We start from the raw sequence: 16,351 nt of genomic DNA, 5'->3' as shown, positions 1-16,351 counted from the left end.
GAAAAAGTACAATTGCTAAACAATTGGCAAAAGAGCTTAAATATGTTTATGTAGACTCTGGTGCTATGTACCGAGCGGTTACTTTATATGCAATGCAGCACAATTTTATTTCGGAACATTTTTTTGATAGAGATAAACTAATTTTAGCTTTGGATAAAATTAATTTACAGTTTAAATTCAATGCAACATTGGGGTACGCAGAAATGTATTTAAATCATAAAAATGTTGAAAACGAAATTAGAGGCTTAGAAGTATCAAAATTTGTTAGTAAAGTTTCAGAAGTATCAGAAGTTAGAAGAAAATTGGTTGAACAACAACAGCAAATGGGTAAAAATAAAGGTGTTGTTATGGACGGAAGAGATATAGGAACCGTTGTTTTTCCAAATGCAGAATTGAAATTTTTTATAACAGCTTCTATTGAAAAACGCGCTCAACGAAGATTTAAGGAATTAATTCTTAAAGGTGATAACGTTACTTTTGATGAAATTTTAAAGAATGTTGAATATAGAGATCATATTGATTCTACTAGAAAAGATTCTCCTTTAATTGTAGCCAAAGATGCTATTGAAATTGATAATTCTGAAATGACTTTAGAAGAACAATTTGATAAAATTTATGGAATTACCATTAAAACACTAAAAAAGAGCTAAGGTATATTTAAGTACTTGTGTATTTGTAATGATATTTTCCATTTGGGATTTTTCATTACATAATCAACAATTTGAGGAGTCATAAGCGCTCTTTTACTCCATTCAGGTTGTAGAAATAGTTTGCAATTTTTTGAAACTTTACTAGCTTGTTCTTCAGCAAACTTAAAATCTTGTTTGTTTACAATAATAATTTTTAGCTCATCTGTTATTTTATAAATTTCATTTAAGGGTAATTTCATTTTTTTTGGAGAAAGACAAATCCAATCCCAAGTTCCAGATAATTTATAAGAACCAGAAGTTTCAATATGCGTTTTAATATTGTTGTTTTTTAATGTATCTGTTAAGTAATCTAAGTTCCACATTAAAGGTTCTCCTCCAGTAACAACAACTGTATTTGCTTGGCTTGTTGCGTTATTAATTATTAAATTGGTTTTAGTGGGAGGGTGTAAGTTTGCATCCCAACTTTCTTTAACATCACACCAGTGGCAACCTACATCACATCCTCCAATTCTAATAAAATAGGCGGCTTTTCCGGAGTGAAATCCTTCACCTTGTATGGTGTAAAATTCTTCCATTAATGGTAACATTTCACCCTTATCTATAAGTTGCTGTGTGTTTTTGTCAATCATACGACAAATATACTCATTAGTACCAATAATAAATAAATTCAATAAAAATTCTATTGAAATTTTTAATTTGACTTTTAAGTCTTATTTTTAACCAAAATATATTTCTTGGCATGAGTAGAAGAGAAGATTTTTTTAACGAAATAACCGAAGGTTATAAAACGAAAGGTGATGCTCTTGTTTTTGGTTCAGCGATATTAGATGGAGAAACAATTAAAGATGCTTATGTTAAAGTACCATTGAAAACATTGAATAGGCATGGTTTAATTGCTGGAGCAACAGGTACAGGTAAAACAAAATCTTTACAGGTAATGGCTGAAAATCTTTCTGAAAAAGGAATTCCTGTATTATTGATGGATATAAAAGGAGATTTGAGCGGCTTAGCACAACCAAGTCCAGGGCATCCTAAAATTGATGAAAGAATGACCGCAATAGGGTTACCATTTAAGGGGAAGAAGTTTCCTGTAGAGCCTTTAACTATTTCAACTCAAGATGGAGTTAGATTACGAGCCACTGTTTCAGAATTTGGGCCTGTATTACTTTCAAGAATTTTAGACTTGTCTGAAGCACAAAGTGGTATAGTATCTATTATTTTTAAATATTGCGATGATAATAAATTACCATTATTAGACTTAAAAGATTTTAGAAAAGTGCTACAATTTGCAACGAATGAAGGAAAAGAAGAAATTCAAGCTGAATATGGTAGAATATCTACGGCAAGTACTGGTGCAATTTTAAGGAAAATTATTGAGATAGATCAACAAGGGGGCGATTTATTTTTTGGAGAGCGTTCTTTTGATGTAAAAGATTTAGTGAGAAAGAATAGTAAAGGGAATGGCTATATTTCAATTTTGAGATTGACGGATATTCAAAATAAGCCAAAACTTTTTTCAACATTTATGTTGCAATTATTAGCTGAAGTATACTCAACATTTCCTGAACAGGGAGATAGTGATAAACCAAAGTTGGTTATATTTATTGATGAGGCACATTTAATTTTTAAAGAAGCTTCGAAAGCACTACTTTCAGAAATAGAGAGTATTGTTAAATTAATTAGATCTAAAGGGATAGGTATATTTTTTGTAACTCAAAATCCAAAAGATATACCTGAAGATGTATTGGCTCAACTTGGATTAAAAATTCAACATGCATTAAGAGCTTTTACAGCAAAAGATAGAAAGGCCATTAAATTAGCTGCTGAAAATTATCCCAATTCGAAATATTATGATGTAGATGAAACCCTAACACAACTTGGGATTGGAGAAGCTTTTATATCAGTTTTAAATGAAAAAGGACGTCCTACACCATTGGCAGCAACAATGATGAGAGCACCTATGAGTAGAATGGATATTTTAACCAAAAGTGAGTTAAAACAGCTTATTGAGGAATCTAGACTGTATTATAAATACAATGAAACTATTGATAGAAATAGTGCTTTTGAAATATTGAGCAAAAAAATTGAAAGAATACATGAAAAAGAAGAAGTTGAAAATAAAAAAAAGGAAGCTAATAGAACTAGGAGGACAAGTACTTCAAGAAAGAGTACAAGAATGAATCCTATTTTAAAAGTTGTAACTAGTGCAACATTTATTAGAGGTGTACTGGGAATATTGAAAAGAGTATTATAATTTTGATTTTTTTTAAATAAAAAAGTAATAAATACGTTAAAAATAAAGCTACAATATAAATCAAATTTTTATGTCAATTATTAAAAAACTATCATATATATTTTTAATCTCTTTTTTGTTTTTTCAGTGTACAAAACAGAATCAATATTTGGTGGAAAAAGGAAGAGTAGGTCTTTTAAATAAAGGAACTAAGGTACAGGAATTAAATACAATTTTTAGTAAAGATTCAATTGTTTCAAACCTATCATTAGATACCTTACGTGTAGATAAAAAGTTATTTTCTATGGGTGATGATGAATATATTATTTATTCAAAAAAAGGGAAAAAATTATTACAAATAACACCTTCTAATCAAAGTGATACATTATCAAAGATTAAAAGTATTGAAATATTTGATTCAAATTATAAAACAGATAAAGGAATTTCTCTTAAATCTACATTTAAAGATATAAATGAAAATTATACTATAAATAATGTAGAGACCACCTTAACATCTGCCATGTTGTTTATTGATGAGCTTAATGCTACCGTTGCAATTGACAAAAGAGAATTAGGATTAAATAGTTTTAGTAGAGAGGAAATTACTATTAATCAAATTCCAGATATGGCAAAGATAAAATATTTTACTATCTGGTTTAATTAAAATGAAAGTTACAAAAAAAACAAAAGTAATAAGGTCTCCTAAACGAGGTTTTTATGATAAAGAAACTATTTATAAAATTTTAGACAATCATTTTATTTGTCAGATAGCCTTTGTTTATGAAGGTTATCCTGTAATAATTCCAACAATTTACGGTAGAGATAATAATAACCTTTATATTCATGGAGCAACAGTTAGTAGAATGTTACTGGAATTAGAAAAAGGAGTACCACTGTCTATTAATATTACGCAAACTGATGGAATTGTTTTAGCCCGTTCAGCATTTCATCATTCATTAAACTATCAATCTGTAACAATTTTTGGTGAAGCTACTCTAGTTACAAGTGAAAATGAAAGATACAAGGCTCTTAAAATAATTTCAGATCAAATAATTCCTTTTCGTTGGGAAGAAGTACGTTTGCCGAGTAAAAAAGAATTAAAAGCGACTAAAATTTTAAAAATACCAATTGTAGAAGCTTCAGCTAAAATTAGAAAGGAACCTCCATCTGATGAAAAGGAAGACTATAATTTATCTATTTGGGCTGGTGAAATTCCAATAACTTCAACCATACAAAATCCCATTTCAGACCCGAAATTAAAAGAAGGAATACCTATTCCTGAGAGTGTTAAAAAACTGATGAAAAAAGAGTAAACTAAGCGAAATTATATACTTTATTCATTTTAGCAACGGTACAATTCCATTTTAAATCAGATTTAATTTTAACTTTTAGTGCCTGACTTTGATGCGGCTCGCCATGATTTATAATTGTAAGGATTGGAGGAGTTTTAAAATGTTGTAGCCAATCTAATAATTCGTTTTGGTCTGCATGACCTGAAAACGCATTTATTTTAAAAACTTCGGCATTTATTTTATGATATTTCCCAAAAAATTTAACTTCGGTATCACCAGATAATAAGGCTCTTCCTCGAGTACCTTCAGCTTGAAACCCAACAATTAAGATGCTGTTTTTTTTATCAGAAATAAGTTTATCTAAATAATGTAACACTCTTCCTCCAGTAATCATACCACTTCCCGCCAAAACTATTTTAGGGCTCTTATCATTAACTACAGCTTTTGAAGCGCTTACATCGCTAATTAATTCAACGGTAGACTCCATACTTTTAATATCATCAACTGTTAAATGGTGGTCATTGATATATTTGTAATATATTTCTGTGGCGCTAACACCCATTGGACTATCCAAATATATAGGAATATTTGGCAATACATTTTCACGTTTTAAAATGCTTAAAAGATAAATAATCTCTTGGGCTCTTTCTACTGAAAATGTAGGGACTATTAAAGTTCCTCCTTTTAAATATGTGTGTTTAATATATTTGAGTAGTTTATCTTTTATTGCATAATTTTCATGCAATCTATTTCCATAAGTAGATTCAATAACTACATAATCGGCTTTATTGATATATTTATATTTATTTAAAATGATAGGTTTTTTTCTTCCAATATCTCCAGAAAAAACAATAATCTTCCCATTAATACTTAGTTGAATAAATGTACTTCCCAAAATATGACCACTATTTATAAATTTAAATTTTATAGTTTTATCTATAGTGTGCCATTTTTCTGTTTCAAATGTTTTAAAGTGTGAAATAGTATTCTTTGCGTCATTTATAGTATATAATGGTTGGGCGGGTTTGTGTTTGGAATAGCTGTATTTATTGGCTCTTTTTGCATCTTCTTCTTGTATTTTACCACTGTCAAGTAATATAACTTTTGTTAAATCTCTGGTTGCATTTGTACAATAAATTTTACCTTTGTAGCCATTTTTTATAAGAACAGGTAAGTACCCCGAGTGATCTAAATGTGCATGAGTTAAAAAAATTAGGTCTAATTCATTTAAATTTATAGGCAACTCTTCTCTGTTTTTTTTACGTAATTCTTTTAAACCTTGAAATAAACCGCAATCAATTAATATTTTTTTGTAATTTACCTCTAGTAAAATTTTTGAACCAGTAACTGTTCCTGCACCTCCTAAAAATGTTAGTTTCATCTTAAGTAGTTTTAAATTAATAAGTATTAAAGTATGGTTGGTGTATATAAAATTACAATTTTATAATGATTATAGTTTAACATTTTATGCCAATTTTTTGCTAAATATATTAGTTCTACTTTATTTATAGAGTATTATTGAATAAGTTATACGTATTACAGGTAGTTAACTAATTATTAATTATTTTTGATAAATAAATTTTTAAAATGAAAAAATATAAAGTTCAAAAATCTCCATTCGTAGTTCCAACTACAGATGGTAAATTGATAGAAGAACACTTTGGTTTGAGTAACCAATGTGAATTAAGTATTGCTCATATGATAGCACCTCCTAAATGGAGCGAACCTTTTCAAACTCCTGATTTTGATGAGTATACCTATATAATTAAAGGGAAGAAGCAATTGAATATAGATGGAGATATTGTTGTGCTAGAGGCTGGTCAATCTATTAAAATTGAAAAAGGGGCAAGAGTTCGGTATTCAAACCCTTTTGATGAAGCCTGTGAGTATTTGGCAGTTTGTTTACCTGCATTTTCGGTTAATTTGGTTAATAGAGAAGAAACCTAATTTAGTTTTTTCTCTGGTTAAATAAAAAGGTAGATATATAATTAAAAAATAAGGGATTAAAAGTAATTCTATTGTTAAAATATAATAAGGCCATTCGCCAAGATAGTCTAAAGCTGTTGGTCCGTATGGCTTAAAGTTTGTATAAAAATAATTTGAATTTATATTTTTGTTGATAATAAATAATATTCCTGCATACAATTGTAAAGCTAAAAAAGAGTAAAAAACACTTTTTAAATTTGGTCTTAAATTAAGCACAAACACAGCATATAAAACAAAAATAATTAATCCTGCATGTACATACCAATATTTTAAAAAAATAAAATTTGGAAATCCATTGAGTAAATCAGGTGTTATAATTGAGTGAGATGTTCCTGCTAAAATCCAGAAAAGGATAATATCAAAATAAATCTTTTTTTTAGTTAATGTAAAAACAGGTAATAATAAAGCAACAAAATTACAGAGGTGAAAAGGCAGGTCTTCTTTAATGTCAAAACCTCTAACATAAATTTTTAAAAAAATCCAAATTACTACAGTTATTGAAAGCGAAAAGGCAAAAATATTTCCAACGAAATATTGTTTTTCTCTAGGTTGCTTTTTTGCCCACTTTATTAACACATAACCAAACGTGATAAAAAAAAGTAAGGCAACCAAGTGTTGATTGCCGAACATTATAAAATCTTGATTATCTTTTAGAAATATTGAATCTTTCAAGTTAAAAGTATATTAAAAGACCAATATACTAATAAAAGAATTAATTATTTTCGCTCACAAGCTAATAAGGTGTTTTTCAGAAGCATTGCAATTGTCATTGGGCCTACACCACCTGGAACAGGTGTAATATAGGCTGATTTAGGGCTTACACTTTCAAAATGAACATCACCAGCCAAACGATAGCCTCTTTTTTTAGTAGCATCAACAACTCTTGTAATACCAACATCAATAATAGTTACACCATTTTTAACCATATCACCAGTTAAAAATTCAGGAATACCTAACGCAGCCACTATAATATCAGCATTTAAAGTGAATTCATTTAAATTTTTAGTTCTGCTATGAGCAACTGTTACGGTAGCATTCCCTGCTTTTCGTTTTTGACTCATTAAAATACTCATTGGTCTGCCAACAATGTGGCTTCTTCCTATTACAAGAACATTTTTTCCTGATGTTTCAATTTTATATCGCTCTAATAATTCTAATATTCCAAAAGGAGTTGCAGGTAAAAAGCAAGGCATGTCTAAAGCCATTCTTCCAACATTGGTAGGGTGGAAACCGTCCACATCTTTATCTGGATTTACAGCCATTAAAACCTTTTGTTCATCAATATGCTTTGGAAGAGGAAGTTGAACAATGAATCCGTCAATATCATTGTTGTTATTAAGGTTGCTAATTTCTTGTAATAATTTTTCTTCTGTAGTTTCTTCAGGAAGTTTAATCAATGTTGAATTAAACCCAACTAATTCGCATGCTTTTACTTTACTGTTAACATAAGTCATACTAGCACCATCAGAACCAACTAAAATAGCTGCCAAATGAGGTGTTTTATTTCCTTGTATTTTTAGTTGTTTTACTGATTCGGCAATTTCAATTTTTAAATCTGCTGCTGTTTTTTTTCCGTCTAGTAAAATCATAGTATAAATTTTAATTCTTTGATATAAAAAAAGCAAACATATTTTGTTTGCCTATTTAATTATTATTTTCCCATTCCTTTCATCATTTGCATCATTTGTCTACTACCACCACCTTGCATCATTTTCATCATTTTACTCATTTGAGTAAACTGTTTGAGTAATTGATTTACCTCTTGAATTGATGTTCCGGAACCTTTTGCTAATCTTTTTTTCTACTTGCATTTATTGTTTTAGGTTGGCTACGCTCTTCAGGAGTCATAGAGTGAATAATAGCTTCAATACTTTTAAAAGCATCATCATCAATATCAACATCTTTCATCATTTTTCCAACACCAGGAATCATTCCCATCAAATCTTTCATGTTACCCATCTTTTTGATTTGCTGGATTTGTTTTAAGAAATCATCAAAACCAAATTGATTTTTGGCAATCTTCTTTTGGATTTTTCTTGCTTCTTCTTCATCGTATTGTTCTTGAGCACGTTCAACCAGTGAAACAACATCTCCCATTCCCAAGATGCGTTCAGCCATACGATCTGGATGGAAAACATCAATAGCTTCCATTTTTTCTCCAGTACCAATAAACTTAATAGGTTTATTTACAATTGTTTTTATTGATAAAGCTGCTCCACCACGTGTATCACCATCTAATTTTGTAAGTACAACGCCTTCAAAATTTAAAATATCATTAAAAGATTTTGCAGTATTTACGGCATCTTGTCCAGTCATAGAATCTACAACAAACAATGTTTCTTGAGGATTTACGGCTTTGTGTATATTAGAAATTTCAGTCATCATTTGCTCATCTACAGCTAAACGACCAGCAGTATCAATAATTACAACATTTTTACCAGTAGCTTTCGCGTGTTTTACGGCATTTTTAGCAATTTCAACAGGATTTTGGTTTTCAATTTCAGCATAAACTTCTACACCAATTTGTTCACCTACAACCTGTAATTGATTTATTGCAGCAGGTCTATATACATCACAAGCAACAAGTAAAACTTGTTTTGATTTTTTTGTTTTTAAATAGTTAGCAAGTTTACCAGAAAAAGTTGTTTTTCCTGAACCTTGTAAACCAGACATTAATATAATAGTTGGTGTTCCTGAAAGATTTATACCAACAGTTTCACCACCCATTAAACGAGTTAGTTCATCTTTTACCAATTTCACCATTAATTGGCTAGGGTTTAACGTTGTTAGTACGTTTTGTCCTATCGCTTTTTCTTTAATGGTGTTGGTGAAATTTTTCGCTATTTTAAAATTAACATCAGCGTCTAAAAGAGCTCTACGAACTTCTTTTAAAGTTTCGGCAACATTTACTTCGGTAATTTTTCCATGTCCTTTGAGTACATGAAGGGCTTTATCTAATTTATCACTTAAATTATTAAACATAGATTTTCACTTCGTTTTTTAGAAATGCAAATATAAGAAAAATGCACTTAAAAAATTAATGAGTTTAGGGTTGAAATCAATTATTTTTCTCCTTTAACAAATTTAATTGATGTGGTATTAACGCAATAGCGTTTTCCCGTAGTTTCTTCAGGGCCATCTTCAAAAACATGACCTAAATGACTTCCGCAAGAGGCGCAAATTATTTCAGTACGTATCATTCCATGCGTTTTGTCTAAAACATACTCTACAGTTCCTTTAATAGCATCATCAAAAGAGGGCCATCCACAATGAGATTCAAATTTACTATTTGATTTAAATAGTTGTAAATCACAGGCAGCACAGTGATATGTTCCCTTTTCAAATGTTGAAGTATAGCCACTTTCACTTGGAGCATCAGTTCCTTTTTGACGTAAGACAAAGTATTGTTGAGCAGTTAATGTTTGTTTCCACTCTTCTTCGGTTTTAGTTACCTTTTTAATCATTTTTTTCTTTTTTTCTTGTGAGTAACTCATTACAATGTTTGTTAATAATAAGATAGTCAAAAATATATTTTTCATGGTTTTATTCTCTATTTATAAATTCAATAATTCTTTGAATAACTAGGTTGTCTTTTAAAATACGCCGATGTCCCAAGCCTTTTGTTATTAATATTTCACCTTGTTCTAGGCTTTGTCGTATATTATGTGCACAACTAACAGGTACATCTTTATCATCAGTGTCATGAATTACTAAAGTTGGTATTTTTAGACTTTTAGCAGCAAAACTTGCAGAATAATTATCAATACTTTCTCCAAATTTTTTATAAAAAAGTTTTTTAATTCTGTAAACCATTTCTGGTTTCAATTCTAATTTTTTAACAAAATCTGTAATAATATCAGTAATAATATCACCAGATCCAATGATAATTGCTTTTTTAATTTTTAACCCTTGCTTCACCCCATTTAAAACAGCCATACCACCTAAAGAATGACCAATGGCAATTTCAAAAGGGCCATATTTTTTCTCAATTGATTTAGCAGCAATTACAAATTCGCTCATCATGGTAGTTTTTCCTGTAGATTTTCCATGTGCAGGACCGTCAAAACTAATAGTCATAAAACCATTTTCCAATAATTTATCGGCAATTTTATACAATTGAGTTCCTCTGCCAGACCATCCGTGAATTAGTAAAACTTTTCTTTTTGAGTACCCATACGTATAAACCATAATGTTCTTATTAATTTCAGGAACAAATAAAAATTCTTTTTGGGCACTATTAGCCATCATTTTTTCACGTTCTGGGGTTTTAAACCGAATGGGAGTTCCAAATAGTTTTATAGCAAATTTTGTAGCTAAAGGAGGAGCTATAAATTGTAGAACTTTTCCTGTAGTAATAATTGAGGATGGTATTTTGGGAATATTAGTTGCTTTTATTACAGTGTTTTGTTCACTACTTGAATTATACATATAATCATTTATATTTGCGTATAAAGATATAATTTGTAATTTTATAAAAAGCACAAGAAATAAAAAAAATATAATGAAAAAAATAATAGCTCTAACTGTAGTTTTACTATTTATGGTAAGTTGTAGCACCGTACCAATTACAGGGCGAAAAAGAATTAATATTGTAAGTGATGCTCAAATTTTACCCGCAAGTTTTGCTCAATATGAAGGGTTTTTGAAAGAAAATAAAATTTCAACAAATGTAAAAAAGACCAATGAATTACAACATGTTGGAATGAATATTTCAAAAGCGGTAGATAAGTTTATGAGAGCAAACGGCATGGTTAAAGAAGCAAATAGTTATCGCTGGGAATTTAACTTAATTGAAGATAAAACAATAAATGCTTGGTGTATGCCTGGAGGAAAAGTAGTTTTTTATACAGGAATTTTACCTGTTTGTAAAAATACTGATGGAATTGCAGCTGTTATGGGACATGAAGTTGCTCATGCGTTTGCTAAACATGGACAAGAGAGAATGACAAGTGCTTATGGACAGCAATTAGGAGGAATAGCCGTTGCTTTGGCAAGCAATAAGAAAGATCCAAAAACGCGAGCATTGTGGAATACTATTTACGGAGTAGGTTCTACTGTAGGAATGTTGGCTTATAGTAGAACTCATGAAACAGAAGCTGATAAACTAGGTATGGTATTTATGGCTATGGCTGGATATAATCCAAATGAGGCTATTAATTTATGGATTAGAATGAGCCAACAATCTAAAGGAAGTAAACCTCCAGAATTTTTAAGTACGCATCCATCAGATCAAACTCGGATTAAAAACTTAAAAGCTTACTTGCCAACTGCTATTGCTTTAGCAAAAAAATATAATACGCAACAACCATAAGTCTGAAATCAATTTTTTTATCATAAAAAAATTATAGTATATTGTAAACCGTTCTCAAATTTGAGAACGGTTTTTATTTGATAGATATGTTAAAAAAAGGCGACAAAAAATTAATCAATGGTTGGGCATTTTATGATTGGGCAAACTCAGTATATTCATTGGTAATTGGCACAGCTGTTTTTCCCATTTATTATGAATCAGTTACAGAATCAGATGGTGGAATTATTCAGTTTTTAGGAACAGATTGGCATAATACAACGGCGTATTCTTATGCATTAGGAATTTCGTTTTTGATAGTAGCATTTTTATCTCCTATTTTATCAGCAATTGCTGATTATACAGGGAATAAAAAAAGATTTATGCAATTTTTCTGTTTTTTGGGCTCCTTTTCAGTTATGTCACTTTACTTTTTTACAGGAAAAGAAAATGTTTGGATTGGTATTGTATTCACCATTTTAGCGAGTATTGGTTTTTGGGGAAGTATTGTTTTTTACAATGCATATTTACCTGAAGTTGCTGAACCAAAAGACCATGACCGTGTAAGCGCAAAAGGGTTTATGCTTGGGTATATAGGCTCAGTTTTGTTATTGGCATTTAATTTATCGATGGTTATGAAACCAGAAATATATGGTATTACAGATTCAACATTTCCTGCGCGAGTTTCATTTCTTACCGTTGGTATTTGGTGGTTAGGTTTTGCACAAGTTACTTTTAGTCGTTTACCTAATAATCCTTTTAAAAGAAAGCCTGAAAAAGATTATATTTTTAAAGGATATAGGGAGCTAAAAATAGTGCTCCAAGAGATAAAAAAACAAAGCCAGCTAAAAATATTATTAATTTCTTTTTTCTTGTATAGTATTGGGGTTCAGACTGTTATTTTGTTGGCTTCTATCTTTGGAACGAAAGATTTAGGATTAGAAACCAGTAATTTAATTATTACAATTTTATTAATACAATTAGTTGGAATAGTAGGAGCGTTTGCCTTTTCAAGGTTGTCAGAAAAAATTGGGAATATTAAAGCTTTAAAAATAACGATATTAATATGGAGTGTTGCCTGTGTGGGGGCTTATACACTCCATAGAGAAGATCCGGATGTGTATTTGAAATTTTATGCTTTAGGAGGGTTTATAGGACTTGTTTTAGGGGCTATTCAAACGCTGTCGAGATCAACGTATTCCAAATTAATTCCAGATACAACTCAAGATCACGCAACGTATTTTAGTTTTTATGATGTTACTGAAAAATTAGCCATTGTTTTTGGTATGGCATTGGCAGGGATAGTTACATCATACACAAATTCATTACGATTATTTATTTTAATTTTAGCAGTCTTTTTTATTGCGGGTTTTGTAACTTTAAGCTTTATGAAAGGCTCAAAATATGTTAAATAAAAAGTACGATTTTATTGTTGTTGGAGCAGGAATTGTTGGATTGGCTACAGCCTATAAATTACAATTGAAATTTCCTAAAAAATCAATAGTAATTTTAGAAAAAGAAGCTAAAGTAGGGATGCATCAAACAGGAAGAAATTCTGGAGTTATGCACTCTGGAATATATTATACACCTGGCTCTTACAAAGCAATTAATTGTAAAAACGGAAGAAATCAACTCATTGAGTTTGCTAAAAAAAATGAGATTAAACACGATATTTGTGGAAAAGTAATTGTAGCTACAAAACAAGAAGATATTTCGGTTTTAGAAGATATTTATGCTAAAGGAATAGAAAATGAAACCGAAGGAATACGATTTTTAAATTCTGAAGAAATAAAAGAAAAAGAACCTTTTGTTGAAGCTGTTAAAGCTATTTGGGTACCAACAGCAGGTATTATTGATTATGTAGCAGTTTCAAATAAACTTGTAGAATTAGTTGAGAATTTAAATTCAAAAAGTAAATTACTAATCAATTGTAAAGTAGAAAATATTTCTTCAAAAGAGAATGAAACAATTGTTCATACTTCATTAGGTAATTTAACTGCTGAAAAAGTAATTTTCTGCACAGGGTTACAATCTGATAGAAATGCAGAAAAAGATGATTTAAAATTAGATATGCATATTGTAGGTTTTAGAGGTGATTATTACGAACTAACCGATGAAGCTTCACATAAAATAAATAATTTAGTATATCCAGTTCCTGATCCAAAATATCCTTTTTTAGGAGTTCATTTTACACGAATGATTAATGGTGGAGTTGAATGTGGTCCAAATGCGGTATTTACCTTTAAACGAGAGGGTTATAAAAGAACAAGTTTTAGCTTTAGAGATACTTTTGATGCCTTAACTTTTGGTGGTACTTGGAAATTATTTTTTAAGAATTGGCGCAAAGGAATTGATGAATATAAAAGAGCCTTTTCAAAACGTTTATTTGTAAATGCACTAAAACATATGATGCCTAGTATTACGCCAAATGATGTGCAGCCATCAAGAGCAGGAGTGAGAGCACAGGCAATTGATTACGATGGTAATATGGTTGATGATTTTAAAATTATGAAACATAACGGAAACATTCACGTGTTAAATGCCCCTTCGCCAGCAGCGACTTCCTGTTTAGCAATTGCCGATGAAATTGTAAGTGTAGTTTTAAATAAATAATGATGAAATTTTATCAAAAAGAAATACAATTAGAGCCTTTTAATAGAGGATTTCACTTAATAACACGTATTATTTTAAATCAATTTGAAGAGATTGGAAATATTGAAGTTGGTCAATTACAAGTTTTTATAAAGCATACTTCAGCAAGTTTAACTATTAATGAAAATGCCGATAGTTCTGTTAGAACAGATTTTGAAAATTATTTTAATAGGATAGTTCCAGATAATAACGATTATTTTACTCATACACTAGAAGGTACTGATGATATGCCAGCACATATTAAAGCATCAGTTTTAAGTAGCTCTATTCAAATACCTATTACCAACGGAAAATTAAATTTAGGAACTTGGCAAGGAATATTTTTATGTGAACATAGAAATTATGGAGGTTCTCGTAGATTAGTTCTCACCGCCTTTGGAATTTAGGGCTTTAATTTTTGTTAATGCATTTTCTAAATTTTGTTTTGCTTTAGCACTTAAATTAATTTGATATTCCCATTTAAACCCTTCAATTTTTAAAACAAAAGCGTTAGGTGTTTTTTCATAAATATCTTTGCATAAACACAACAATTGACTTGGAGGAACGGAATGTGTTGAAAATTCAAATTTTAGTGCTGGGTTTAGTTTTTCAAATAGAAAACCATTTTTAAGTGATTTTTTGTAGGCATCTACAAAAATTACAGTTTCATAATTTGAAATAATTTCAGCATCTTCCACCATTAATTGATATTTATATAACAAATTATGACTATTAAACCCCTCTTTTTCTAAAGCATCTAAAAAACTCCAACCAAGGCCATCGTCTTGTCTGGTATTATTTCCGATACCAATTATTAATATATTATCTAATTTTTTCGTCAATAATATTTCCATCTTTATCTTCAATTTGAACAATTAAAGGCATTTCACCTAAGGCGTGTGTTGCACAGCTTAAACAAGGGTCATAAGCTCTTATAGCAATTTCAATTTGATTTAACATTGGTTCGGTAATTTCAGGAACATCAGTTAAAACATCTTCAGCAACTTGTTTAACTGCTTTATTCATAGCTTCATTATTATGTGTAGTAGAAACTATTAAATTACATTTGGTAATAATTCCATTATTATCTGTATGATATTCATGTATTAGAGTTCCTCTAGGCGCTTCAATAATCCCAATTCCTTTGGTTCTAGGAATACCTTCTCTAACTAAATCATCAGACATTAATTCATCATCTAATAATAATTCTTTCATCAATTCAGCACAATGAAGCATTTCAATTAAACGAGCCCAATGTGTATGCATAGTCATATTATTTACTAAATTGTTACTTTGTTGTTTGAAAAGTTGCCTCTCAATTTCTGCTAAAGGAGTTGGTATAAAAGTACAAGTATTTAGTCTAGCCAACGGCCCTACACGATTCCACCCATCTTTTCTACCGTATTTAGACATATATGGAAATTTTAGATATGACCAAGGTTCAACAGCTTCTTTAAAATGATATTTATATTCAATATCTTCAATATTTAATAACTCATTACCTGCAAAATCAATAGATCGTAATCTACCATCATATAACTCCATAGCGCCATTTTCTTTATTCACTAAACTTAAATGGTTGGATGGGTAGGTAGCAAAATTATTAATCCAGTCACTATTTTGTTGGTGATATGATTTTATAAAATCAATAATTTCTTTAGACCACTCAATCATAGTATCTATATTAGGAATTTGAATTCCATCTAAAAAATAAGCTCTTTCCTCTTTTGAAAATGTTTTATGAACACCACCAGGAACTGCCATAATTCCATGTATTTTTTTACCGGCAATAGCTTTGATTATTTCTTGCCCGAATTTTCGCATTAAAATCCCTTTTTTTGCTAATTCCCTATTTTCTGCAGCTACGGCAACAATATTTCTTTTTTCAGCGGGAGCATTTATGCCAAATAGTAAGTCGGGTGAAGCTAAATAAAAGAAATGCAAGGCATGAGATTGAAAAACTTGTCCGTAATGTAATAACCGTCTTAATTTAGTAGCAGTTGGAGATAAGTTTTCAGGATCAACACCCACTAATTGGTCAATTGCTTTTGCAGCAGCTAAATGGTGACTTACTGGGCAAATACCACATAAACGTTGTACTAAAACTGGAGCTTCCCAATACGGATGCCCTTGAATAAATTTTTCAAACCCTCTAAACTCAACAATATGTAAATAAGCATTAACTACTTTGCCATTTTCATCAATTTTAATGGTTACTTTTCCATGTCCCTCAACTCGGGTAATAGGTTCAATAATTATTTTTCTCATTTTA

The 16,351-nt window shown here is 30.1% G+C and carries 17 protein-coding genes and 1 pseudogene (1 of these 18 running past the window's edge); 9 read left to right on the top strand and 9 right to left on the bottom strand.

The features are described from left to right. Nucleotides 1-650, top strand: partial view of a (d)CMP kinase gene (cmk, locus tag Lupro_RS04205; protein WP_068206581.1) — the 3' portion only. Its footprint begins 43 nt before the window's first position; 650 of the gene's 693 nt are visible here — the last part of the coding sequence; the start codon falls outside the window, past its left edge; the stop codon is at nt 648-650. Here the strand turns inward: cmk and Lupro_RS04200 are convergent. After that, nucleotides 647-1,279, bottom strand: coding sequence for a 7-carboxy-7-deazaguanine synthase QueE (locus Lupro_RS04200; protein WP_179945750.1), 633 nt, complete (start codon nt 1,277-1,279; stop codon nt 647-649). The two genes, cmk and Lupro_RS04200, sit on opposite strands and share 4 nt — an antisense overlap. Nucleotides 1,280-1,389: 110 nt before the next feature. Between Lupro_RS04200 and Lupro_RS04195 the strand changes: the two genes are divergently transcribed. The 3 genes from Lupro_RS04195 to Lupro_RS04185 all read left to right on the top strand — a co-directional run bounded on the left by Lupro_RS04195 (nt 1,390) and on the right by Lupro_RS04185 (nt 4,196). Beyond that, nucleotides 1,390-2,904 (top strand): helicase HerA-like domain-containing protein, encoded by a 1,515-nt coding sequence (locus Lupro_RS04195; protein WP_068206580.1) that lies wholly within the window; start codon nt 1,390-1,392, stop codon nt 2,902-2,904. Between the two features lie 151 nt (nt 2,905-3,055). Next, nucleotides 3,056-3,547: a hypothetical protein gene (locus tag Lupro_RS04190; RefSeq protein ID WP_227807479.1), complete on the top strand. Its 492-nt coding sequence runs from the start codon at nt 3,056-3,058 to the stop codon at nt 3,545-3,547. Between the two features lies 1 nt (nt 3,548). Continuing rightward, a complete protein-coding gene (locus Lupro_RS04185) occupies nt 3,549-4,196 on the top strand; it encodes a pyridoxamine 5'-phosphate oxidase family protein (protein ID WP_068206579.1) in 648 nt (215 codons plus the stop codon). 1 nt (nt 4,197) lies between these two features. Here Lupro_RS04185 and Lupro_RS04180 read toward each other — a convergent pair whose 3' ends face one another. Beyond that, nucleotides 4,198-5,556, bottom strand: a complete 1,359-nt coding sequence (locus Lupro_RS04180; RefSeq protein ID WP_068206577.1) for an MBL fold metallo-hydrolase RNA specificity domain-containing protein — start codon at nt 5,554-5,556, stop codon at nt 4,198-4,200. A 206-nt stretch (nt 5,557-5,762) separates the two neighbouring features. Here Lupro_RS04180 and Lupro_RS04175 point away from each other — a divergent pair, with 206 nt between their 5' ends. Next, a complete protein-coding gene (locus tag Lupro_RS04175) occupies nt 5,763-6,122 on the top strand; it encodes a cupin domain-containing protein (RefSeq protein ID WP_068206570.1) in 360 nt (119 codons plus the stop codon). Here Lupro_RS04175 and Lupro_RS04170 read toward each other — a convergent pair. From Lupro_RS04170 to Lupro_RS04150, 5 genes and pseudogenes are all read right to left on the bottom strand, one after another. Beyond that, the gene (locus Lupro_RS04170) at nt 6,078-6,833 is read right to left on the bottom strand and encodes a YwaF family protein (RefSeq protein WP_227807478.1); all 756 of its coding nucleotides are present in this window, start codon (nt 6,831-6,833) and stop codon (nt 6,078-6,080) included. The genes Lupro_RS04175 and Lupro_RS04170 overlap by 45 nt on opposite strands. A gap of 44 nt (nt 6,834-6,877) precedes the next feature. Then, nucleotides 6,878-7,750, bottom strand: coding sequence for a bifunctional 5,10-methylenetetrahydrofolate dehydrogenase/5,10-methenyltetrahydrofolate cyclohydrolase (locus tag Lupro_RS04165; RefSeq protein WP_068206567.1), 873 nt, complete (start codon nt 7,748-7,750; stop codon nt 6,878-6,880). A gap of 62 nt (nt 7,751-7,812) precedes the next feature. Next, nucleotides 7,813-9,143 (bottom strand): annotated as a pseudogene (ffh, locus tag Lupro_RS04160) (signal recognition particle protein). 80 nt (nt 9,144-9,223) lie between these two features. Beyond that, nucleotides 9,224-9,700, bottom strand: coding sequence for a peptide-methionine (R)-S-oxide reductase MsrB (gene msrB / locus Lupro_RS04155; RefSeq protein WP_068206565.1), 477 nt, complete (start codon nt 9,698-9,700; stop codon nt 9,224-9,226). A 4-nt stretch (nt 9,701-9,704) separates the two neighbouring features. Then, complete coding sequence (locus Lupro_RS04150) at nt 9,705-10,589, bottom strand: alpha/beta hydrolase family protein (RefSeq protein WP_068211424.1); 885 nt, start codon at nt 10,587-10,589, stop codon at nt 9,705-9,707. Nucleotides 10,590-10,662: 73 nt separating this feature from the next. Here Lupro_RS04150 and Lupro_RS04145 point away from each other — a divergent pair, with 73 nt between their 5' ends. From Lupro_RS04145 to Lupro_RS04130, 4 genes are all read left to right on the top strand, one after another. Continuing rightward, the gene (locus Lupro_RS04145; RefSeq protein WP_068206563.1) at nt 10,663-11,472 is read left to right on the top strand and encodes a M48 family metallopeptidase; all 810 of its coding nucleotides are present in this window, start codon (nt 10,663-10,665) and stop codon (nt 11,470-11,472) included. A gap of 86 nt (nt 11,473-11,558) precedes the next feature. After that, the gene (locus Lupro_RS04140) at nt 11,559-12,863 is read left to right on the top strand and encodes an MFS transporter (protein ID WP_068206560.1); all 1,305 of its coding nucleotides are present in this window, start codon (nt 11,559-11,561) and stop codon (nt 12,861-12,863) included. Next, the gene (lhgO, locus tag Lupro_RS04135) at nt 12,853-14,061 is read left to right on the top strand and encodes an L-2-hydroxyglutarate oxidase (protein WP_068206558.1); all 1,209 of its coding nucleotides are present in this window, start codon (nt 12,853-12,855) and stop codon (nt 14,059-14,061) included. Before Lupro_RS04140 ends, lhgO begins: the two co-directional genes overlap by 11 nt. 2 nt (nt 14,062-14,063) lie before the next feature. Further along, a complete protein-coding gene (locus tag Lupro_RS04130; protein ID WP_068206556.1) occupies nt 14,064-14,486 on the top strand; it encodes a secondary thiamine-phosphate synthase enzyme YjbQ in 423 nt (140 codons plus the stop codon). Here Lupro_RS04130 and Lupro_RS04125 read toward each other — a convergent pair. Then, a complete protein-coding gene (locus Lupro_RS04125) occupies nt 14,460-14,933 on the bottom strand; it encodes a hydrogenase maturation protease (protein WP_068206554.1) in 474 nt (157 codons plus the stop codon). The two genes, Lupro_RS04130 and Lupro_RS04125, sit on opposite strands and share 27 nt — an antisense overlap. Continuing rightward, nucleotides 14,902-16,347 carry a Ni/Fe hydrogenase subunit alpha gene (locus tag Lupro_RS04120; protein ID WP_068206552.1) on the bottom strand — a complete coding sequence of 482 codons (1,446 nt, stop codon included), beginning with the start codon at nt 16,345-16,347 and terminating at the stop codon, nt 14,902-14,904. Before Lupro_RS04120 ends, Lupro_RS04125 begins: the two co-directional genes overlap by 32 nt. Nucleotides 16,348-16,351 lie beyond the last annotated feature (4 nt).

The organism is Lutibacter profundi (assembly GCF_001543325.1).
Taxonomy (GTDB): Bacteria; Bacteroidota; Bacteroidia; order Flavobacteriales; family Flavobacteriaceae; genus Lutibacter; species Lutibacter profundi.
Note: the sequence above shows the minus strand (reverse complement) of the source record. Positions and strands in the feature narration are given on the sequence as shown.

Bases quoted from the DNA above. Each gene is read 5' to 3' on its own strand.
- Lupro_RS04200 (WP_179945750.1), bottom strand. From the start codon at position 1,279: ATGATTGACAAAAACACACAGCAACTTATAGATAAGGGTGAAATGTTA.
- Lupro_RS04195 (WP_068206580.1), top strand. From the start codon at position 1,390: ATGAGTAGAAGAGAAGATTTTTTTAACGAAATAACCGAAGGTTATAAA.
- Lupro_RS04185 (WP_068206579.1), top strand. From the start codon at position 3,549: ATGAAAGTTACAAAAAAAACAAAAGTAATAAGGTCTCCTAAACGAGGT.
- Lupro_RS04180 (WP_068206577.1), bottom strand. From the start codon at position 5,556: ATGAAACTAACATTTTTAGGAGGTGCAGGAACAGTTACTGGTTCAAAA.
- Lupro_RS04175 (WP_068206570.1), top strand. From the start codon at position 5,763: ATGAAAAAATATAAAGTTCAAAAATCTCCATTCGTAGTTCCAACTACA.
- Lupro_RS04165 (WP_068206567.1), bottom strand. From the start codon at position 7,750: ATGATTTTACTAGACGGAAAAAAAACAGCAGCAGATTTAAAAATTGAA.
- msrB (WP_068206565.1), bottom strand. From the start codon at position 9,700: ATGAAAAATATATTTTTGACTATCTTATTATTAACAAACATTGTAATG.
- Lupro_RS04150 (WP_068211424.1), bottom strand. From the start codon at position 10,589: ATGTATAATTCAAGTAGTGAACAAAACACTGTAATAAAAGCAACTAAT.
- Lupro_RS04145 (WP_068206563.1), top strand. From the start codon at position 10,663: ATGAAAAAAATAATAGCTCTAACTGTAGTTTTACTATTTATGGTAAGT.
- Lupro_RS04140 (WP_068206560.1), top strand. From the start codon at position 11,559: ATGTTAAAAAAAGGCGACAAAAAATTAATCAATGGTTGGGCATTTTAT.
- lhgO (WP_068206558.1), top strand. From the start codon at position 12,853: ATGTTAAATAAAAAGTACGATTTTATTGTTGTTGGAGCAGGAATTGTT.
- Lupro_RS04130 (WP_068206556.1), top strand. From the start codon at position 14,064: ATGAAATTTTATCAAAAAGAAATACAATTAGAGCCTTTTAATAGAGGA.
- Lupro_RS04125 (WP_068206554.1), bottom strand. From the start codon at position 14,933: ATGGAAATATTATTGACGAAAAAATTAGATAATATATTAATAATTGGT.
- Lupro_RS04120 (WP_068206552.1), bottom strand. From the start codon at position 16,347: ATGAGAAAAATAATTATTGAACCTATTACCCGAGTTGAGGGACATGGA.